Annotated in this window: 19 protein-coding genes; 11 read left to right on the plus strand and 8 right to left on the minus strand. The window is 63.3% G+C overall.

Going from position 1 to position 20,442, the window contains the following annotated elements:
- Positions 1 to 249: 249 nt before the first annotated feature.
- On the plus strand, positions 250 to 1,569 hold the full coding sequence (locus ACIPZ8_RS09390; RefSeq protein ID WP_110636269.1) for an MFS transporter: 1,320 nt from the start codon (positions 250 to 252) through the stop codon (positions 1,567 to 1,569).
- Positions 1,570 to 1,620: 51 nt separating this feature from the next.
- On the opposite strand, the gene ACIPZ8_RS09395 is transcribed toward ACIPZ8_RS09390, so the two are convergent.
- Complete coding sequence (locus ACIPZ8_RS09395; protein ID WP_400721878.1) at positions 1,621 to 2,373, minus strand: hypothetical protein; 753 nt, start codon at positions 2,371 to 2,373, stop codon at positions 1,621 to 1,623.
- A 354-nt stretch (positions 2,374 to 2,727) separates the two neighbouring features.
- On the opposite strand from ACIPZ8_RS09395, the gene ACIPZ8_RS09400 reads away from it, so the two are divergent.
- Positions 2,728 to 2,997, plus strand: a complete 270-nt coding sequence (locus tag ACIPZ8_RS09400; protein ID WP_400721881.1) for a hypothetical protein — start codon at positions 2,728 to 2,730, stop codon at positions 2,995 to 2,997.
- 101 nt (positions 2,998 to 3,098) lie between these two features.
- Positions 3,099 to 3,704 carry a flavin reductase family protein gene (locus ACIPZ8_RS09405; protein ID WP_110636027.1) on the plus strand — a complete coding sequence of 202 codons (606 nt, stop codon included), beginning with the start codon at positions 3,099 to 3,101 and terminating at the stop codon, positions 3,702 to 3,704.
- Here the strand turns inward: ACIPZ8_RS09405 and ACIPZ8_RS09410 are convergent, their stop codons facing one another.
- The gene (locus tag ACIPZ8_RS09410) at positions 3,705 to 3,971 is read right to left on the minus strand and encodes a hypothetical protein (protein ID WP_400721883.1); all 267 of its coding nucleotides are present in this window, start codon (positions 3,969 to 3,971) and stop codon (positions 3,705 to 3,707) included.
- A 12-nt stretch (positions 3,972 to 3,983) separates the two neighbouring features.
- Positions 3,984 to 4,277 carry a putative quinol monooxygenase gene (locus ACIPZ8_RS09415; RefSeq protein ID WP_400721886.1) on the minus strand — a complete coding sequence of 98 codons (294 nt, stop codon included), beginning with the start codon at positions 4,275 to 4,277 and terminating at the stop codon, positions 3,984 to 3,986.
- Positions 4,278 to 4,479: 202 nt separating this feature from the next.
- On the opposite strand from ACIPZ8_RS09415, the gene ACIPZ8_RS09420 reads away from it, so the two are divergent.
- Positions 4,480 to 5,400, plus strand: coding sequence for an AraC family transcriptional regulator N-terminal domain-containing protein (locus tag ACIPZ8_RS09420; RefSeq protein WP_400721889.1), 921 nt, complete (start codon positions 4,480 to 4,482; stop codon positions 5,398 to 5,400).
- A 1-nt stretch (position 5,401) separates the two neighbouring features.
- Here ACIPZ8_RS09420 and ACIPZ8_RS09425 read toward each other — a convergent pair whose 3' ends face one another.
- Positions 5,402 to 7,039 carry a 5-guanidino-2-oxopentanoate decarboxylase gene (locus tag ACIPZ8_RS09425; RefSeq protein WP_400721892.1) on the minus strand — a complete coding sequence of 546 codons (1,638 nt, stop codon included), beginning with the start codon at positions 7,037 to 7,039 and terminating at the stop codon, positions 5,402 to 5,404.
- Between the two features lie 129 nt (positions 7,040 to 7,168).
- Here ACIPZ8_RS09425 and ACIPZ8_RS09430 point away from each other — a divergent pair, with 129 nt between their 5' ends.
- The gene (locus ACIPZ8_RS09430) at positions 7,169 to 8,044 is read left to right on the plus strand and encodes a LysR substrate-binding domain-containing protein (protein WP_400721894.1); all 876 of its coding nucleotides are present in this window, start codon (positions 7,169 to 7,171) and stop codon (positions 8,042 to 8,044) included.
- A gap of 12 nt (positions 8,045 to 8,056) precedes the next feature.
- Here ACIPZ8_RS09430 and ACIPZ8_RS09435 read toward each other — a convergent pair whose 3' ends face one another.
- A complete protein-coding gene (locus ACIPZ8_RS09435) occupies positions 8,057 to 8,671 on the minus strand; it encodes an NAD(P)-dependent oxidoreductase (RefSeq protein ID WP_400721897.1) in 615 nt (204 codons plus the stop codon).
- Positions 8,672 to 8,699: 28 nt separating this feature from the next.
- A complete protein-coding gene (locus ACIPZ8_RS09440) occupies positions 8,700 to 9,575 on the minus strand; it encodes an MBL fold metallo-hydrolase (RefSeq protein WP_400721900.1) in 876 nt (291 codons plus the stop codon).
- A gap of 102 nt (positions 9,576 to 9,677) precedes the next feature.
- Between ACIPZ8_RS09440 and ACIPZ8_RS09445 the strand changes: the two genes are divergently transcribed.
- Both ACIPZ8_RS09445 and ACIPZ8_RS09450 read left to right on the plus strand, forming a co-directional pair.
- Positions 9,678 to 10,586, plus strand: a complete 909-nt coding sequence (locus ACIPZ8_RS09445; RefSeq protein ID WP_400721902.1) for a LysR family transcriptional regulator — start codon at positions 9,678 to 9,680, stop codon at positions 10,584 to 10,586.
- A gap of 44 nt (positions 10,587 to 10,630) precedes the next feature.
- Entirely contained in the window at positions 10,631 to 10,804 is a 174-nt protein-coding gene (locus tag ACIPZ8_RS09450; protein WP_400721905.1) for a hypothetical protein, read from the plus strand.
- A gap of 19 nt (positions 10,805 to 10,823) precedes the next feature.
- Here ACIPZ8_RS09450 and ACIPZ8_RS09455 read toward each other — a convergent pair whose 3' ends face one another.
- On the minus strand, positions 10,824 to 11,693 hold the full coding sequence (locus tag ACIPZ8_RS09455; protein WP_027917915.1) for an oxaloacetate decarboxylase: 870 nt from the start codon (positions 11,691 to 11,693) through the stop codon (positions 10,824 to 10,826).
- A 354-nt stretch (positions 11,694 to 12,047) separates the two neighbouring features.
- On the opposite strand from ACIPZ8_RS09455, the gene ACIPZ8_RS09460 reads away from it, so the two are divergent.
- The gene (locus ACIPZ8_RS09460; protein WP_400721908.1) at positions 12,048 to 13,499 is read left to right on the plus strand and encodes an MDR family MFS transporter; all 1,452 of its coding nucleotides are present in this window, start codon (positions 12,048 to 12,050) and stop codon (positions 13,497 to 13,499) included.
- 103 nt (positions 13,500 to 13,602) lie between these two features.
- On the opposite strand, the gene ttgR is transcribed toward ACIPZ8_RS09460, so the two are convergent.
- Positions 13,603 to 14,235, minus strand: a complete 633-nt coding sequence (ttgR, locus tag ACIPZ8_RS09465) for an efflux transport transcriptional regulator TtgR (protein WP_110636002.1) — start codon at positions 14,233 to 14,235, stop codon at positions 13,603 to 13,605.
- Positions 14,236 to 14,489: 254 nt separating this feature from the next.
- Here ttgR and ttgA point away from each other — a divergent pair, with 254 nt between their 5' ends.
- From ttgA to ACIPZ8_RS09480, 3 genes are read left to right on the plus strand one after another with little or no spacing between them, the layout of a single operon-like run.
- Positions 14,490 to 15,644, plus strand: coding sequence for a toluene efflux RND transporter periplasmic adaptor subunit TtgA (ttgA, locus tag ACIPZ8_RS09470; RefSeq protein WP_400721912.1), 1,155 nt, complete (start codon positions 14,490 to 14,492; stop codon positions 15,642 to 15,644).
- Positions 15,645 to 15,647: 3 nt separating this feature from the next.
- Positions 15,648 to 18,800, plus strand: a complete 3,153-nt coding sequence (gene ttgB, locus ACIPZ8_RS09475; RefSeq protein ID WP_400721915.1) for a multidrug efflux RND transporter permease subunit TtgB — start codon at positions 15,648 to 15,650, stop codon at positions 18,798 to 18,800.
- Positions 18,797 to 20,251: an AdeC/AdeK/OprM family multidrug efflux complex outer membrane factor gene (locus ACIPZ8_RS09480; protein ID WP_400721918.1), complete on the plus strand. Its 1,455-nt coding sequence runs from the start codon at positions 18,797 to 18,799 to the stop codon at positions 20,249 to 20,251. Before ttgB ends, ACIPZ8_RS09480 begins: the two co-directional genes overlap by 4 nt.
- Positions 20,252 to 20,442: the final 191 nt, after the last annotated feature.

Below are 20,442 nucleotides of genomic sequence, written 5' to 3' on the forward strand. Positions count from 1 at the left end.
TCCGCTTATCGACGGATATTGATCAGCGAAAATCCGCTTATTCCTGCAAGAATCAGGGGCTGCTCTGCAGCCCTTCGCGGGCAAGCCCGCTCCCACAGATTACAGCGTTGTGCCAGTTAACACGGGGTTCCTGTGACACTGCAACGCCCCCATTTGGATCGTCACGCACCCATTTGGCACACCTTCTGCAATTGCCTTGGCAAGCTGCGCCTCGGCGCGCTCCACAAAAACAACGAGAAGGTATCCCTGATGGATAACGCCACCTCCCTGCCAGCCGGGGCGGCCGTCACGCCCGCCGCTGAAAAAACCACCGCCAGCCGCCTCAAGTCGATCTTCAGTGGTTCCATCGGCAACATGGTCGAATGGTACGACTGGTACGTCTACGCCGCATTCTCGCTGTACTTCGCCAAGGCCTTCTTCCCGGCCGGCGACTCCACCGCGCAACTGCTCAACACCGCCGCGATCTTTGCCGTGGGCTTCCTGATGCGCCCGATCGGTGGCTGGCTGATGGGCCTGTACGCCGACCGCAAGGGCCGCAAGGCCGCGCTGATGGCCTCGGTACTGCTGATGTGCGCCGGCTCCCTGGTGATCGCCCTGACCCCGGGCTATGAAACCATCGGCGTCGCCGCGCCGGTCCTGCTGGTCATCGCACGCCTGATGCAGGGCCTGTCGGTGGGCGGCGAATACGGCACCTCGGCCACCTACCTGAGCGAGATGGCCAGCAAGGACCGCCGTGGCTTCTTCTCCAGCTTCCAGTATGTGACGCTGATTTCCGGCCAGCTCATCGCCCTGGCGGTACTGATCATCCTGCAGCAGACCCTGACCACCGAGCAACTGTATGCCTGGGGCTGGCGTGTGCCCTTCGTGATCGGTGCGCTGTGCGCAGTGGTTGCGCTGTACCTGCGCCGCGGCATGGAAGAAACCGCCTCCTTCACCAAGAAGGAAAAGGCCAAGGAAAGCCTGATGCGCACCCTCATGCGCCACCCCAAAGAGCTGATGACCGTGGTCGGCCTGACCATGGGCGGTACCCTGGCCTTCTACACCTACACCACCTACATGCAGAAGTACCTGGTCAACACCGTGGGCATGAGCATCAGCGATTCGACCACCATCTCGGCGGCCACGCTGTTCCTGTTCATGTGCCTGCAGCCGGTGATCGGTGGTCTGTCCGACAAGATCGGCCGTCGCCCGATCCTGATCGCCTTCGGCGTGCTTGGCACCCTGTTCACCGTACCGATCCTCAGCACCTTGCACACCATCCAGACCTGGTGGGGCGCGTTCTTCCTGATCATGGCAGCGCTGATCATCGTCAGCGGCTACACCTCGATCAACGCGGTGGTGAAGGCCGAACTGTTCCCTACCGAAATACGCGCCCTGGGCGTTGGCCTGCCGTACGCGCTGACCGTGTCGATTTTTGGCGGCACCGCCGAGTACGTGGCCCTGTGGTTCAAGAGCGTCGGCATGGAAAGCGGCTTCTACTGGTACGTCACGGCGTGCATCGCCTGCTCGCTGCTGGTGTATGCGACCATGAAGGACACCAAGCAGCATTCGCGGATTACTACTGACTGATTGTGATACCGCATGGAAAAAGGGCGCCCTATCAAGGGCGCCCTTTTTGCTTCAGGACATCTCCAGCACCTGACGCGGCTCGCGGCGCTGGTACCAGTTCGCCATCAGCACCAGCACCAGCAGCACGCCACCCAGCACGGCGGAAGAACCGATGGTGCCGAAGTCCAGGCCGCCCTTCTCGTAAGGTTTGGTCAGGAAGTCGCCAAGGGTCGCGCCGAACGGACGGGTCAGCACGAAGGCCACCCAGAACAGCACCACACCTGGGATACGCGTCCAGTAGCGGGCCAGTACCACCAGCGCGATGGCGCTGCCGATCAGCAGTGCGCCACCAGCAAAGCCCAGCCCCGAGTCGTCCGCCAGGTAGTCACCCAGCGCAGTGCCCAGGGTGTTGGAGAACAGGATGGCGACCCAGTAGAAGACTTCACCGGTGCGGTTCTTGATGCGGGTGACGTCGAGCGGGTTGCCGCTCAGGCGCCAGACGAGGAAGGTCAGCAGCAGGATACCGATCAGGATTGCCGAGCCCGCGGCATAGCCCAGACCCAGGGTGCGGTCCATGAAGTCGGACATGGTGGTGCCGGCGGTGCTGGTGGACAGGATCACCAGCCAATACAGCATCGGGTGATAGCGGCGCGAAAACAGCTGACCGAACAGGGTCACCAGGAACACGCTGATCAGCACCATCGAGCTGACGGCATAGCCAACGTTGAGGGTCATCGACAGCAGATCACCGGCTGTTTCGCCAAGGGTAGTGGCGCAGATCTTCATGACCCAGAAGGCCAGGGTGATTTGCGGAAGTTTGTTCATTGTTCACCGCTCCGGAATTAGGTGCGGCGATGGTGCTGAGCAGAGCCTGAAAAATCGGTTGGCGATATATGAAAAAAGCGTCATACGCTGTTACAAATTAAGATTTTTCGTTCTTAACCCCCGATTAATCCCGCCCCCTCAATCTGCAATGGCTGGCGAAGCATTGCGCTCGCCTTGGGTTTGAAGCACCTCACGAAGAGGCATCGGCAGCCGCTGATAGGCTCAGCGCTCGGCTTTATACATCTATTAATTCGATTTTTAGACGCTACTTTTTGCGCTTTTTAATCAAATTAATCGGCGTAGCATTAAACCCATAGCAACAAACAACCTCTCGCACCCAAAGGAGCAACGACCATGAAAAGCAAACTGATCCTTACCCTGGCCCTCTCGGTATTCGCTGCTGGCGCATTCGCCGAAGACGGTTTCGACCGCACCAACGCCCAGACCCAAGCGGCCAGCTACGCAGAAGACGGCTTTGACCGCACTGGCGGTCAGCGCTTCGCCGAAGATGGCTTTGACCGCACTGGCGGCCAGCGCTTCGCCGAAGACGGCTTCGACCGCACTGGCGGTCAGCGCTTCGCCGAAGACGGCTTCGACCGCACCAACGCCCACCGCCTCAGCTGACCCCTGTAGCGCGCTACCAGCCCGGCCTCGGCCGGGCTTGATCATTTTCAGGCGAGCAAAGGCTTGGCACACTAGGCGCCTTGTTCCCAGGATGCTGGCAGATGTACTACTACGAACCCGCCAAAGGCCACGGCCTGCCCCACGACCCGTTCAACGCCATCGTCGGCCCGCGCCCGATCGGCTGGATCTCCTCACAGAGCCAGGACGGTCAGCTGAACCTCGCGCCGTACAGCTTCTTCAACGCCTTCAACTACATTCCACCGATCATCGGTTTCTGCAGTGTCGGGCGCAAAGACAGCCTGAACAACATCGAGCAGACCGGCGAGTTCGTCTGGAACCTGGCAACCCGGCCACTGGCCGAGCAGATGAACCAGAGCTGCGCGGCCGTCGCCGCCGATGTCAACGAATTCGAACTGAGCGGCCTGACTGCGGTGCCCTCGAACATCGTCAAGGTGCCACGCGTAGGCGAAACGCCGGTGGCCTTCGAGTGCAAGGTCAGCCAGATCGTCCAGCTCAAACGCGCCGATCAGGCACTGGTGCCAAGCTGGCTGATTCTGGGTGAGGTGGTGGCGGTGCACATTGCCGAGCACCTGCTGAAGAACGGTATCTACGATACCGCTGCCGCCGAGCCGATCCTGCGGGGTGGTGGCCCGGCGGATTACTTCGAGTTGGGCAACCTGTTCAAGATGGCTCGCCCACAGGCCTGATCACCAGATCAGTTCGCCTTCCTCGCCCAAGCCCTGCAAGCGTGCAAGCTCGGCACAGGCGGCTTGGTCAGCCGCCACGGCGCTTTTGAACACTTGCTCGTCGAGTACCTTGTGAAAGCGCGGCGCGCCGCCCATGCCCAGGGCCTTGACCGCGATGGCGGCGTTATAGCCACCGCCCTCCACCGGGACCATCGCCGAAACCGCTTCGAAATGCGGGAATTCTCTACGTGCCATGTTGCCATCCGCCTGTTGATCAAGGGGCGGCATTCTAACCGTGTTTCAAGCGAAGGTATGCAGGTCGAGGCTGCTGACGACCTGCGCCTGAACCAGCTCGCCGAACACATTGAGGGTCGGCGAGGCGAAGTAGCCACTCATCGCCTGCTGATCCTGCCAACTGCCGCTGAGCAGCCACAGGTCGGCGTCGGCCTGGGAGCGTTGTACGGTGAAGCTCAGGCATCCCGGGGTGCGCAAGGACGGCTCCAGCAGGTCGCGCAAGCGGGCGCCGAGTTCTGCGGAACGACCGTTGCTGGCACGGATGAAAGCCAGATGGGTGACCGGTTGTCGTAGGGTCATTGCACGATCTCCTTGAAGCAGGCGGGCGGAAAAACCAGGCTGCCAAGGTTAGGGGCTGGCGCGCGCCACGCGTTAGGCCATTACTGCTCAGCGATTGCCTGATCCTGCAGCGCGGCAGGATCAGGCAATCGATGTGCAGCTTTCGACTAGCGCCTGACATTGCCCAAACCTATGCTGCGTCGGTCAGCAGAGGAAAGCCATCATGACCACCACCCCGTCCATCGACCCGACACTGGAAGTGCAACGCCAGGAACTGGCCGACTTGATTCGCCGGCACGCAGGTGATCCCCATGGCCCCGCCTCGGCTATCGACGACCTGTATCTGGTGCGCTACACCGAGAACGTTCGTTCGGTACCGACCTTGGCCCAACCCGCTTTGTGCATCCTGGCGCAGGGCAGCAAAAGCCTGTTCCTCGGCGACGAACAATACGCCTACGACCCGCTGCACTACATGGTGGTATCGGTGACCTTGCCGCTGAGCGGCGTCAAGCTGGACGCCAGCCCGGAGAACCCGAGCCTGGGCATGCGCATGGACCTCGACCCGGCCGAAATCAGCCAGCTGATCGCAGAGAGCGGGCCGATGCTGGTGCCCAACCTGCCGTCCGGCCGTGGCCTGTATGTGGAGCGCACCGACCCGCAGCTGCTCGACGCGTTGCTGCGGCTGGTCCGCTTGCTGGATTCACCGCGGGACATCGGCATGCTGGCGCCGCTGATTCGTCGCGAGATTCTCTACCGCCTGCTGCGTGGGCCGCAGGGTTATCGCCTGTACGAAATTGCCTTGGCCAACAGCCAGACCCACCGGGTGTGCCAGGCCATCACCTGGCTCAACCAGAACTATCAGCAGCCGCTGCGCATCGAGGACCTGGCCCGTGAGGTCAACCTCAGCACCTCGACCTTGCATCACCGCTTCAAGGCCGTGACTTCCATGAGCCCGCTGCAGTACCAGAAGCAGCTGCGCCTGCAGGAGGCGCGGCGGCTGATGCTCAACGACGGCCTGGAAGCAGCGGTGGCGGGCTATCGGGTGGGGTACGAAAGCCCGTCGCAGTTCAGCCGCGAGTACAGCCGGCTGTATGGCGCACCGCCGATCCGTGATGTGGCCCGGTTGCGGGCCAGTGCAGGCTGAACTAGCCCGCTACTGCCGCCTGCCACTGGTTCTGGTCGACCTGGATCAAGGTCGGCCCCTTGCGCTCCACCGCCCGTCCCAGCGCAGCCTGCAGTTGCCCGACATCGGCCACATGCTCGGCATCGGCGCCCAGTGCCCGCGCCACACCGATGAAGTCCGGGGTATGAATGTCCACGCCGACCGGCTCGATCGCCCGGTTGACCATGTACTTCTTGATCTCCTCGTAGCCCTGGTTGTTCCACAGCAGCACGATCAGCGGTACCTGCGCCTCAACCGCGCTGGCCAGTTCCGGCAGGGTGAACTGCATGCCGCCATCGCCAATCAGGCAGACCGCTGGCGCACGCTCGGCCGCTTGCTCGGCGCTGCCCAACCAGGCGCCCATCGCCGCTGGCAACGCATAGCCCAACGTGCCGTAACCGGTCGACGCATTGAACCAGCGGCGCGGCTGATCCATGTCCAGGGTCAGGTTGCCGGTGTACACCGGCTGGGTCGAGTCACCGACCAGAATGGCGTTGGGCAGGCTTTGCAGAATGCTGCTCAGCAGGCGTGTCTGGCTCAGCGTCGGCTGGTCCCAGCCCGTCGCCAACGCTTCACGCAGGCGCTGCGCGCGGGCAACGCCCCAGCCCTCGGCACACACCGGTGCGGGTAGCTGACGCAAGGCCTCAAGCAAAGATTGCGCGGCCAGCTCGGCATCCGCGACCAGCGCCAGCTCCGGCAGGTAGTTGCGCACGGTCTGGTCCGGGTCGATGTCGATGCGCAGCAAGCTGCCTGGAATCTTGAAACCACCCTTGAAGGTCACGTCATAATCGGTCTCGGCCAGTTCGGTGCCGATCGCCAGCACCACATCGGCCTCTTCCACCAGCTCCCGGGTGGCGACCAGCGATTGGGTCGAACCGATCTGCAACGGGTGGCGGGCCGGCAGCAGGCCTTTGGCATTGATGGTCAGTGCCACCGGTGCCTGCAAGTGTTCAGCCAGCAGCGTCAGCGGCACTCCCGCAGCCAGCGCACCGCCACCGGCCAGAATCAGCGGCCGGCGGGCCTTGGCCAGGCGCTCGGCCATGGCGGCTACGGCCTGGGGTGCAGCACCTGCGCGGGCAGTGCGCACAGGGCGACCAGGCAGCAGGTGGTCGGCCGGCTCGACCAGCACGTCCAGCGGGATCTCGATATGCACCGGGCGCGGGCGGGCGCCATCGAACACGGCAAAGGCGCGAGCCAGCACCTGGGGCAGGTCATTGGCACTCATCAGCGTCTGCGAGAACGCTGCCACGCCCGACACCAGCGCTGCCTGGTTCGGCAGCTCGTGCAGCTTGCCACGGCCACCGCCCAGTTGATCGCGCGACTGCACGCTGGAGATCACCAGCATCGGGATCGAATCGGCAAAGGCCTGGCCCATGGCGGTGGTGATATTGGTCATGCCAGGGCCGGTGATGATGAAGCACACGCCGGGCTTGCCGCGGGTACGCGCGTAGCCGTCGGCCATGAACCCGGCGCCCTGCTCGTGGCGCGGGGTGATGTGGCGGATCGACGAGCCCGCCAGGCCACGGTAGAGCTCCACGGTATGTACACCGGGAATGCCGAAGACATGGTCCACGCCATAGCCTTCAAGGAGTTTGACCAGTACTTCGCCGCAGGTTGCCATGGGGTTTCACCTAAGATCTTGTTGGGGAGAATCTTGTTGCAATCTGCGCCCATTGGACCCAAGGCAGTGCTACCGCCACAATGCAAAAAAACACATACTAGCCATGTCCTGCAATCATGGCTCAGCGCAATGAAACGGCTACCGCCCCTGCCCGCCCTCTACACCTTTCTGGTTACCGCCCAGCACTGCAATTTCACCCGTGCCGCACAGCAGCTGCACATCACCCAAGGCGCCGTGAGCCGGCAGATCGCCGGGCTCGAGGAACACCTGGGCTACGCCTTGTTCCAGCGCCAGGCTCGTGGCCTGAGCCTGACCCGCGAGGGCCAGGACTGGCTGCCTCGGGTACAGCAGATCTTCGCAATTGTCGAACAAGGCGTGCGCGAAGTCGGCGGGCGCAGCACCACCTTGCAGCTCAAGGCACCCACCTGCGTGATGCGCTGGCTGCTGCCGCGGCTGATGGAGTGGCAGGCGCTGCGGCCCGACGTGCCGGTCGAGTTGACCACCACGGTGCAGCACGGTGTGGATTTTCGCCGTGAGGGATTCGATGCCGCCGTAGTCTATGGTGCTGCGCCGAACCACGGGCTGCGGGTGCGCAAGCTGTTCGACGAACAACTGACACCGGTATGCGCGCCTTCGCTGTTGAAAGGGGCGGTACCCCTGCAACAGATCCAGGACCTGGCCCGGCACATGCTGCTGCATCCGTCACGGGATGAGCATGACTGGCGGCTGTGGCTACAGGCAGCAGGCGTGGTGCTGGAGGCACAGGGGCCGAAGCAGCATTTCGAAACGCTGGACATGGCGATGGCCATGGCATCACAGGGAACCGGGGTGGCAATTGGCGACTGGGCGCTGATCGGTGATGACTTGCGCGGAGGGCGGCTGTGCATGCCGTTTGCGCTGAAGGTACAGACCGGTAAAGGCTATTACCTGGTGAGCCAGGCGAAGAGCCTTCCGCCAGGCCTGGGCGAGCTCATGGACTGGCTGGAAAGCCAGGCCAGGCCATGAGCGACCGCCGTCTCAGTAGCCGACGGTGAAGCGCTGGCGCGGGTGCGCCGGTTTCTCCAGTTCATCGAGCATGGCAATGGCAAAATCGGCAAAGGTGATCGTGCTTTTGCCATCCGCACCGATCAGCAGATGGTCCTTGCCCAGTTTGTAGTGCCCGCTGCGCTCGCCTTCGACGAACTCCGCCGATGGCGACAGGAAGGTCCAGTCCAGTGTCGGTTCCTGGCGCAGCGCATCGAGAAAACGCACCCCCGCACTGGCCTCAGCCTTGTAGGCTTCCGGGAAGTCCGGGCTGTCGATCACGCGGTGCCCGGAAGGCAGCAGCAGGCTGCCTGCGCCGCCCACCACCAGCAGGCGCTTGACCCCGGCGCGCTTGACCGGCTCGATGATGGCGTGGGGCTCGATGGTGGAGAAATGCGCCGCACTGAGCACCGCGTCGACACCCGCTACCGCCTGCTGCAGGGCTGTACTGTCCTTGGCATCCACTGCCTGGGTGGTTACCCCTTCGCGCCCCTGCAGCTTCGACGGGTCACGGGCAATGGCCACCACACTGTGGCCGCGGCGCAGGGCCTCCTCCAGCAATTGGCTGCCGGCACGGCCGGTGGCACCAATGATTGCGATCTTGCTCATCGAAAATGCTCCTGTCAGTTGAACGGAATTACCACTTCATTTCGCCCTTGGCGACCTTCGCGCCGAGCTCCAGCGAACTCTCGTCGGCAAGCGCGGGGTAGCGCTGCTTCATCGCCTGAATCAACGCGCCGCTATCCTTCGCCCTGGCCGCTTCGGCATCGAAGGCGCGAATGTAGCCCGCCGTGAAGCGCACGGCGTCGAGTGAGTGGCTGCTCTGGCCCAGGTAATGGCCAGGCACCACCGTACGCGGTGCCAAGGTCTCGATCTTCATCAAGGTGGCAAGCCAGTCGGCGTGGGACTTGGCCGTCTGGGTGTCGGCCATCCACACGTGAATGTTCTGCGAAACCACAACACCTCCGACCACCGCCCTGATCGACGGAATCCAGACAAAACTGCGATCCGGTTGCGGGCCATCCAGGCCGACGACCTCCAGCGACTGCCCTTCCAGCATCAGGCTATGGCCGTGCAGCGCTTGCGGCAGCACCAGCCGTGCCGGTTTGTCCGCGCCCATCTGCGGCCCCCAGTACGCCAGCTTGGCGTCCATGGTCTGGCGGATATGGGCCAGCGTGGCTGCCGAGGCGAGCACCTTGGCGTCGGGGAAGGCCTGGGTCACGGTGTCCAGGCCAAAGTAGTAATCCGGGTCGCCGTGGCTGATGTAGATGGTGGTCAGGCGTTTTCCACTGGCCTGCAGGCGCTGCACCAATTGCTCGGCCTGGGCCTTGCCGAACTGGGCATCGACCAGGATGGCCTCTTTCTCGCCACTGACGATCACCGAGCTGACCGGGAAAATGGCCTGATGCCCCGGGTTGTAGACCTCGAGCTGCAACGGCTCGGCGGCCAGTACCGGGCCGGCCAGGGTAATGCAGGCCAGCAGCAGGCCACGCAAGGGAGTGAAGAGCGACATGGTGATTCCTGACGGATGAACGATGGGCAACAGCTTAGTTGCCCGATCCATGACAAAAAATGCGATGCTCAGACATAGTTTGTTTCTGAAATCGGGCAAATCATGGACCGTCTCAACGCCATGCGCGTTTTCGTCACCGTCGTCGACCTCGGTAGCCAGTCGGCAGCGGCGGACCACCTGCAGCTGTCGCGGCCAGTGGTGTCGCGCTACCTGGCCGAACTGGAGGACTGGGTCGGCGCACGGCTGATGCAGCGCACCACGCGCAAGCTCAGCCTGACTGCCGCCGGTCAGGAAACCCTGCCGCGCTGCCGGCAGTTGCTGGAATTGGCCGGCGACCTGCAATCGGCCGTGCAACAGCCGCAAGATGCGCCGAAGGGTGCCCTGCGCATCAGCGTCAGTACGTCGTTTGGCCAGGCGCAGCTGGCAGATGCGGTAGCCGATTATGTGCGGCGCTACCCCGGCGTGAAGGTTGAACTGCAGATGCTCGATCGCACGGTCAATCTGGTGGACGAGCGTATCGACCTGGCTATCCGCACCAGCAACGATCTGGACCCGAACCTGATCGCCAGGCGCCTGACCGTGTGCCGCTCGGTGATCTGTGCAGCACCCGCCTACCTGCGCGAGCACGGCACGCCGCAGCGGGTCGAGGACCTGAGCCAGCACAACTGCCTGACCCATGCCTATTTCGGCCACAGCCTGTGGCATTTCGAGGTGGACGGCCAGCCGATCGCCGTGCCGGTGCAAGGCAACATCAGCGCCAACGAGGTCATGACACTGCAGAACGCGACACTGGCCGGTGCCGGCATCGCCATGCTGCCAACCTACCAGGCGGCCACGGCACTGCGCAGCGGCACCCTGGTACGCCTGCTGCCTGACGCGCGTCCACGGGAACTGAACCTGAACGCGGTCTACACCTCGCGCAAGCATATGCCGGCGACCTTGCGCAGCATGCTGGATTTTCTGGTGCAACGGTTCAAGGACGAACCGGAGTGGGACCGCGACCTGTATTGACTATGCTTAGGGTGTCACCTGTGCAGTAACAGGAGGTGAGCACCATGGGCATCAAGTCCAGAAGAGTCGCCCTGGTCATGGCCCTGACCGCAGTCGCTGCGCTGTATGGCTCGGCTTGCTGGCGCGTCGAGCTGCTGCGCAGCCAGCCCAGCGCGGCCAATCGTTGCGAGCAGGAACACTGCGTGCCCCACACCGCAACCTTGAGTGCCGTCCGTTAGTTGATTGGCGCCACGCCAATCACTCCTCGACGCTCATGTACTCCTTGGCCCAGCGGATGTAGTCCTCGGGCTGGGTGTAGGTGTGCGAGAGCTCGGTGGCGCTGAGGTTCTCGGACTTGTTCTGCTGGCCGCGCTGCAGGCGCAGGCAGTCGTAGGTGGCCTTGATCGCAGCGAAGTAGGCGGCATGGCCATCGACCACGATACGCACGCCAAGGCGAGCGAGGCGTTCGTCGTCGCGCAGGTTGGGGTTGGCGTAGGTCACCAGCATCAGCGGCACGGTCAGGTGCTCGGCAATCTGTTCCAGCTGCTCGAAATCCTTCACCCCGACCATGCAGATACCGTCGGCCCCGGCCTTCTGGTAGCTCTGGGTGCGGACGATGATTTCCTCGGTGGTGAGCACGCCGGCGTTGGTCCGGGCGATGATCGACAGCGACGAGTCGACGCGCGCTTCCAGGGCCGCACGAATCTTGCCCACGCCCTCCTCGACCGAGATCAGGTCAGTGGACTTGCGCCCGAACTGGGCAGGCAACAGGGTGTCTTCGATGGTCAGCGCAGCCACGCCGGCGCGCTCCAGTTCGATGACCGTGCGCATGACGTTGAGCGCATTGCCATAACCGTGGTCGGCATCGGCGAGCACCGGCAGTTGCGCCACGCGGCCGATGCGGGTGGCCTGCTCGACGAACTCGCTCAAGGTGATCAGGGCGAAGTCCGGTGCCGCCAGCACCTGCAACGAAGCCACCGAACCGCCGAGGATGCCGACTTCAAAGCCCAGGTCGGCAGCGATGCGTGCCGACATTGGATCGAACACGGAGGCGGTGTGATAGCAGGATCCTGAAGCGAGCAGCTCGCGGAAGGCAAAACGCAGATCTTGATGGGAAGCCTTGGGCATGATCACTCCGCTTATATATGTAGAAATTGAACGGTTGCTACCGACCCCTGAATCGGGTCTACCTGACCTGTTCCAACCGTCGCCATCTGGGCGGTCATGCTCGACATGCAGGCAGAGGAATAAAAGGTGTGGGAGACAGCGGCGTACAAACCGTGGGCCAAAAAGTTGCACCAAGCTGGTGCGGGCCGCGGCTTACAGCCTCTGTGGCATACCAACAATATCACGCAGCCATGCAGCTCTGGATGAATGCGCCAATGCCGATCTTGCATAGGCGATGCAGATAGTACATAGGAAGCTACCTAACTCGGGTTACAATCCCGCTATTCGCGCCGCCCTTCCAGACAAGGTACCCCCGTGACTGCCGCCCTGCCCCCGACCGTCCTGCGCAACGTGTTGACCGCCCTGATGCTGGCGATCTTCCTCGGAGCCCTCGACCAGACCATCGTCGCTGTCTCCCTGCCGGCCATCTCGGCGCAGTTCAACGATGTCGGCCTGCTGGCCTGGGTGATTTCCGGCTACATGGTGGCGATGACCGTGGCCGTGCCGATCTACGGCAAGCTCGGCGACCTGTATGGCCGGCGACGCATGATCCTCACCGGCATCAGCCTGTTCACCCTGGCCTCGATTGCCTGCGCCCTGGCCCAGGACATGCAACAACTGGTCATGGCGCGCGTGCTGCAAGGCATTGGTGCCGGCGGCATGGTGTCGGTGAGCCAGGCGATCATCGGCGATTTCGTGCCACCGCGTGAACGGGGCCGTTACCAGGGCTACTTCAGCAGCATGTATGCCGTGGCCAGCGTGGCCGGGCCAGTGCTCGGCGGCTGGCTGACCGAGTACCTGTCCTGGCGCTGGGTATTCTGGATCAACCTGCCGCTGGGCCTGGTCGCGCTATGGGCGATCCGTCGCGCCCTGGCCGGCATGCCGGTGCAGCACCGCCAGGCCCGGGTGGACTACCTCGGCGCGGCGCTGATGATCCTCGGCCTGGGCAGCCTGCTGCTGGGCATCACGCTGGTCGGCCAAGGCCAGGCGTGGAGCGCACCCGCCGTGCTGACCCTGTTCGCCTGCGCTTTGCTAGGCCTGAGTCTGTTCATTGGCCATGAGCGGCGCTGCCAGGAACCGCTGCTGCCCATGGGCCTTTTCGGCAACCGGGTGGCCGTGCTGTGCTGGGGGGTGATCTTCTTCGCCAGCTTCCAGTCGATTTCGCTGACCATGCTGATGCCGCTGCGTTACCAGGGCATTACCGGCGCTGGTGCCGACAGCGCCGCGCTGCACCTGCTGCCACTGGCCATGGGCCTGCCCCTGGGCGCGTTCACCGGCGGCCGCATGACCAGCCGCACCGGGCGCTTCAAACCACAGATTCTGGCGGGCGCCGTGCTGATGCCCGTGGCAATCTTCGCCATGGCCATCACCCCACCGCAGTCTGGCTTGCTCAGTGCCGTGTTCATGCTGCTGACCGGCGTCGCCTGTGGCCTGCAGTTCCCCACCTCGCTGGTGGGCACGCAGAGCGCGGTGGAAAGCAAGGATATCGGCGTGGCCACCAGCACCACCAACCTGTTCCGCTCACTGGGGGGAGCCATGGGTGTGGCGTGCATGTCCAGCCTGCTGCTGGCACTGCTGCAGCAAGGCGGTTTCGAGTTGCTGGGCAACCCGCTGCTGGGGAGCCTCAAGGCCGGCGAGGCGGACCCACACACGCAGATGAGACTGCTGGAGACGTTCCGCCAGTTGTTGCTGGGCAGTGCGGGAATTGCCCTGCTGGGGCTGCTGGCAGCCTTGGCGCTGCCTGACCGGCAGTTACGCGGCCGCTGACGCCTGCGCACTTTTTGTAGGAGCGTGCTGCAGGATTGCCGTAAGGCATTAATGCTCACTTAATACATGAGGGAAACACTCCCTCACAATCCTTAACAAAGTGTCATTTGCGAAGCGCTGGGCTCAAGCGCAGCATATCCAGCCCTGTGTCGACCCATTTTTCCGCGTCGCGCAGCAGATCGAAGCTGTCCGGTAGCAGCAACCAGCGCCCGATCAGGCCATCGACATAGGCGAACAGGGCGACAGAAGCGCGCCCGACATCCAGCTCCGCCGGCAACTGACCACGGCGAACGGCATTGGCAAGTGCCAGGTCTATGCCCACATGGCAGTCCAGCACCGCGCCTTGGCGCTGCTGGCGAATTTCACACATGTCATCGGTGAACTCGCACTTGTGATGCAGGATTTCATTGATACGCCGGGTACGGGCGTCCAGCACCAGCTCGTTGAGCACCTGCAGCAACAGCTTGCGCATGCAGCCGAGCGGGTCCAGCTCGTCTTCGCTTTCACTGGCCCGCGCCAGGTGGTCATGGGTTTCATGCAGGCTGTCGAGCAGCGCCTGTACCAGCTCCGCCTTGTTGTTGAAGTGCCAGTAGATCGCCCCCCGGGTCACGCCCGCCAGCTCGGCGATGTCGGCCAGTGTGGTTCGCGCAACCCCGCGCTTGTAGAAGGCCTTTTCCGCTGCCTCGATAATCTGGGCGCGGGTCTCCTGGGCTTCTTCTTTGGTTCGACGGACCATGGCAGTACAACCTCATCTGGGCCCGCTACGCTGCGCTCGCGGGGAATCCGCCGGGGTCACCTCTGCAGGGTGCCTCCCGGATGGGCTAATCAAGGGCTGCGGTAGTAGCCAAGTACTACCCAGCGGTATTTACAAACAACCATGAATGTAAGTATATTCCTTAGCAAGCTATTTATCCACCGGATAGTTTTTTTCTGACAAGACTCTTCCATTACTCTTGAGCGTCTCCCTGCTCTTGCGACCCGAGGATCCTCATGCAATTCAAGCCAGCCGTTACCGCTCTGGTTTCCGCCGTCGCCCTGGCAACCCTGCTAAGTGGCTGTAAGAAAGAAGAAGCCGCGCCCGCAGCGCAGGCTCCTCTGGTCGGCGTCGTCACCTTGCAATCACAGTCCTTCACCCTGACCTCGGAACTGCCGGGGCGCACCAGCGCCTTCCGCGTCGCCGAAGTGCGCCCGCAGGTCAATGGCATCATCCTCAAGCGCCTGTTCAAGGAAGGCAGCGAGGTCAAGGAAGGCCAGCAGCTGTACCAGATCGACCCTGCCGTGTACGAGGCCACCCTGGCCAACGCCCAGGCCAACCTGCAATCCACCAAGTCGCTGGCCGAGCGCTACAAGCAGCTGGTCAACGAACAGGCGGTATCGAAACAGGAATACGACGATGCCAGTGCCAAACGATTGCAGGCCGAAGCTTCGCTGAAAAGCGCGCAGATCGACCTGCGTTACACCAAGGTCCTGGCACCGATCAGCGGCCGCATCGGGCGCTCTTCGGTCACCGAAGGCGCACTGGTGAGCAACGGCCAGAGCAACGCCATGGCCACTATCCAGCAGCTCGACCCGATCTACGTCGACGTCACCCAGTCCACCGCCGAGCTGCTCAAGCTGCGCCGTGACCTGGAAAGCGGCCAGCTGCAGAAGGCCGGCGACAACGCCGCCTCGGTGCAGCTGGTACTGGAAGACGGCAGCCTGTTCAAGCAGGAAGGCCGCCTGGAATTCTCCGAAGTCGCGGTCGACGAAACCACTGGCTCGGTGACCCTGCGTGCGCTGTTCCCCAACCCCGATCACACCCTGCTGCCTGGCATGTTCGTGCATGCGCGGCTCAAGGCCGGGGTCAACGCCAACGCCATCCTGGCGCCGCAACAGGGCGTGACCCGCGACCTCAAGGGCGCACCGACCGCACTGGTGGTCAACCAGGAGAACAAGGTCGAACTGCGCCAGCTCAAGGCCAGCCGTACCCTGGGCAGCGACTGGCTGATCGAGGACGGCTTGAACCCGGGCGACCGCCTGATCACCGAAGGCCTGCAGTACGTACGCCCTGGTGTCGAGGTCAAGGTCAGCGACGCCACCAACGTCAAGAAGCCAGGCAGCCCTGATCAGGCCAACGCGGCCAAAGCAGACGCCAAAGCGGAGTAAACCATGTCGAAGTTCTTTATCGATCGCCCGATCTTCGCCTGGGTGATCGCCTTGGTGATCATGCTGGTCGGCGCCTTGTCGATCCTGAAGCTGCCGATCAACCAGTACCCGAGCATCGCACCGCCGGCCATCGCCATCGCCGTGACCTACCCGGGCGCCTCGGCGCAGACCGTGCAGGACACCGTGGTGCAGGTCATCGAGCAGCAGCTCAACGGTATCGACAACCTGCGTTATGTATCGTCGGAAAGCAACTCCGACGGCAGCATGACCATTACCGCCACCTTCGAGCAGGGTACCAACCCTGACACCGCCCAGGTCCAGGTGCAGAACAAGCTGAACCTGGCCACCCCTCTGCTGCCGCAGGAAGTGCAACAGCAAGGTATCCGTGTCACCAAGGCAGTGAAGAACTTCCTGCTGGTGATCGGCCTGGTGTCCGAAGACGGCAGCATGACCAAGGACGACCTGGCCAACTATATCGTCTCCAACATGCAGGACCCGATTTCGCGGACTGCCGGTGTGGGTGACTTCCAGGTGTTCGGTGCGCAGTACGCCATGCGAATCTGGCTCGATCCGGCCAAGCTGAACAAGTTCCAGCTGACTCCGGTCGACGTCAAGACTGCGGTTGCCGCGCAGAACGTGCAGGTGTCTTCCGGCCAGCTCGGCGGCCTGCCGGCCATGCCGGGTACCCAGCTGAACGCTACCATCATCGGCAAGACCCGCCTGCAGACCGCCGAGCAGTTCGAGAAGATCCTGCTGAAGGTCAACACCGACGGTTCGCAAGTGCGTCTGGGCGATGTTGCCCAGGTCGGCCTGGGCGGCGAAAACTACGCGGTCAGCGCACAGTTCAACGGCAAGCCGGCTTCCGGCCTTGCGGTAAAACTGGCCACTGGCGCCAACGCCCTGGACACTGCCAAGGCCCTGCGCAAGACCATTTCCGACCTGGAACCGTTCTTCCCGCCTGGGGTGAAAGCGGTATTCCCATATGACACCACCCCGGTGGTCACCGAATCGATCAGCGGCGTGATCCACACCCTGATCGAAGCCGTGGTCCTGGTGTTCCTGGTGATGTACCTGTTCCTGCAGAACTTCCGCGCCACCATCATCACCACCATGACTGTTCCGGTGGTGTTGCTGGGTACCTTCGGCATCCTTGCCGCCGCGGGCTTCAGCATCAACACCCTGACCATGTTCGCCATGGTCCTGGCCATCGGCTTGCTGGTGGACGACGCCATCGTCGTGGTGGAGAACGTCGAGCGGGTCATGTCCGAGGAAGGCCTGCCGCCCAAAGAGGCGACCAAGCGTTCCATGGGCCAGATCCAGGGCGCCCTGGTGGGTATCGCCCTGGTGCTGTCGGCGGTACTGCTGCCCATGGCGTTCTTCGGCGGCTCCACCGGTGTGATCTACCGGCAGTTCTCCATCACCATCGTCTCGGCCATGGGCCTGTCGGTGCTGGTGGCGCTGATCTTCACCCCGGCCCTGTGCGCCACCATGCTCAAGCCGCTGAAGAAAGGCGAACACCACACCGCCAAAGGTGGCTTCTTCGGCTGGTTCAACCGCAACTTCGACCGCAGCGTAAACGGTTACGAGCGCAGCGTTGGCGCGATCCTGCGCAACAAGGTGCCGTTCCTGCTGGCCTATGCGCTGATCGTGGTCGGCATGATCTGGCTGTTCGCCCGCATCCCTACGGCGTTCCTGCCTGAAGAAGACCAGGGTGTACTGTTCGCCCAGGTGCAGACGCCGGCCGGCTCCAGTGCCGAGCGCACCCAGGTGGTGGTCGACCAGATGCGTGAGTACCTGCTCAAGGAAGAATCCGACACCGTAGCGTCGGTATTCACCGTCAACGGCTTCAACTTCGCCGGCCGTGGCCAGAGCTCCGGTATGGCGTTCATCATGCTCAAGCCGTGGGACGAGCGTTCGGCCGAGAACAGCGTGTTCAACCTTGCCCAGCGCGCCCAGAAACACTTCTTCACCTTCCGCGATGCCATGGTGTTCGCCTTCGCCCCGCCTGCGGTGCTGGAACTGGGTAACGCCACCGGCTTCGACGTGTTCCTGCAGGACCGCGGCGGTGTCGGCCATGCCAAGCTGATGGAAGCGCGCAACCAGTTCCTGGCCAAGGCCGCACAAAGCAAGATCCTCAGCGCCGTGCGCCCGAACGGCCTGAACGATGAACCGCAGTACCAGCTGACCATCGATGACGAACGTGCCAGCGCCCTGGGCGTGACCATCGCCGACATCAACAACACCCTGTCGATTGCCCTGGGTGCCAGCTACGTCAACGACTTCATCGACCGCGGTCGGGTCAAGAAGGTGTACATCCAGGGTGAACCCAACTCGCGGATGAGCCCGGAAGACCTGCAGAAGTGGTACGTGCGCAATGGCGCCGGCGAGATGGTACCGTTCTCCTCCTTCGCCAAGGGCGAATGGACCTACGGTTCGCCGAAGCTGTCGCGTTACAACGGCGTCGAAGCGATGGAAATCCTCGGTGCCCCGGCGCCGGGCTACAGTACCGGTGAAGCCATGGCCGAAGTCGAGCGCATTGCTGGCGAACTGCCAGCCGGTGTCGGCTTCTCCTGGACCGGCATGTCCTACGAGGAAAAACTCTCCGGCTCGCAGATGCCGGCGCTGTTCGCCCTCTCGGTCCTGTTCGTGTTCCTCTGCCTGGCAGCGCTGTACGAAAGCTGGTCGATCCCGATCGCCGTCGTACTGGTGGTACCGCTGGGTATCATCGGTGCACTGATCGCCACCAGCCTGCGCGGGCTGTCCAACGACGTGTACTTCCTGGTCGGCCTGTTGACCACCATCGGCCTGGCGGCGAAGAACGCGATCCTGATCGTCGAATTCGCCAAGGAACTGCACGAGCAGGGCCGCAGCCTGTACGACTCGGCCATCGAAGCGTGCCGCATGCGTCTGCGCCCGATCATCATGACCTCGCTGGCGTTCATCCTCGGCGTGGTACCGTTGACCATCGCCAGCGGCGCGGGTGCCGGCAGCCAGCACGCCATCGGCACCGGCGTGATCGGCGGCATGATCAGTGCGACCGTGCTGGCAATCTTCTGGGTACCGCTATTCTTCGTCGCAGTGTCGTCGCTGTTCGGCAGCAAAGAGCCGGAACAGGACGCCACCCCTGAAACTCCACGTTATGAGGCTGGGCAATGACCAAGTCTTTGTTGTCCCTGGCGGTAACCGCTTTCATTCTCGGCGGCTGCTCGCTGATCCCTGACTACCAGACCCCGGAATCGCCGGTGGCCGCGCAGTGGCCGCAAGGCCCTGCGTATTCGCCGACCCAGTCGGCCGACGTGGCCGCCGCCGAACAGGGCTGGCGCCAGTTCTTCCATGACCCGGCACTGCAGCAGCTGATCCAGACCTCGCTGGTGAACAACCGCGACCTGCGTGTGGCGGCGTTGAACATCGACGCCTACCGCGCCCAGTACCGCATCCAGCGTGCCGACCTGTTCCCGGCGGTTTCGGCCACCGGCAGCGGCAGCCGCCAGCGCGTGCCGGCGAACATGTCGACCACTGGTGAGTCCAGCATCACCAGCCAGTACTCGGCCACCCTGGGTGTCAGTGCCTATGAGCTGGACCTGTTCGGCCGCGTGCGCAGCCTGACCGAGCAGGCCCTGGAAACCTACCTGTCCAGTGAACAGGCGCGCCGTTCCACGCAGATCGCCCTGGTGGCCAGCGTGGCCAACGCCTATTACACCTGGCAGGCCGACCAGGCGCTGTTCAAGCTGACCGAAGAGACGCTCAAGACCTACGAGGAAAGCTACAACCTGACCCGTCGCAGCAACGAAGTCGGTGTGGCTTCGGCGCTCGACGTCAGCCAGTCGCGCACCGCCGTGGAAGGCGCCCGGGTCAAGTACTCGCAGTACCAGCGCCTGGTCGCCCAGGACGTCAACGCCCTGACCGTGCTGCTGGGCACCGGCATTCCGGCCGACCTGGCCAAGCCGCTGGAGCTCAATGCCGACCAGCTGGCCGAAGTACCGGCCGGCCTGCCGTCGGACATCCTCCAGCGTCGCCCGGACATCCAGGAAGCCGAGCACCTGCTCAAGGCCGCCAATGCCAACATCGGTGCAGCCCGTGCAGCGTTCTTCCCGAGCATCAGCCTGACCGCCAATGCCGGCAGCCTGAGCCCCGACATGGGCCACCTGTTCGCAGGCGGCCAGGGCACCTGGCTGTTCCAGCCGCAGATCAACCTGCCGATCTTCAACGCCGGCAGCCTGAAGGCCAGCCTGGACTACTCGAAGATCCAGAAGGACATCAACGTCGCCAAGTACGAAAAGACCATCCAGACCGCCTTCCAGGAAGTCTCCGATGGCCTCGCGGCGCGCAAGACCTTCGAGCAGCAGCTGCAGGCGCAACGCGACCTGGTGCAGGCGAACCAGGACTACTACCGCCTGGCCGAACGCCGCTACCGCATCGGTATCGACAGCAACCTGACCTTCCTCGATGCCCAGCGCAACCTGTACTCGTCGCAGCAGTCGCTGATCACCGACCGCCTCTCGCAGCTGACCAGCGAGGTCAACCTGTACAAGGCACTCGGCGGCGGCTGGTACGAGCAGACTGGCCAGGCCAACCAGCAGGCTTCGGTGGACACACCGAAGCGCTGACCGACCGGCAACAGCCACAAGCCCAGCCTCGCGCTGGGCTTTTTGTTGAGCAAAATTAACCAGACGGAACATAGCGTTCGATTATCGCCCAATACCGTTTGCGGCGAATTGCCTCACCCGCGCCCTGCCCCGCACCATCCCCTACGCAACGCTTCGCAAGTTCATCAAAAGACCCGCGCCTGCAGGCCGCA

This window comes from Pseudomonas sp. NPDC089422, from assembly GCF_044749405.1.
Taxonomy (GTDB): Bacteria; Pseudomonadota; Gammaproteobacteria; order Pseudomonadales; family Pseudomonadaceae; genus Aquipseudomonas.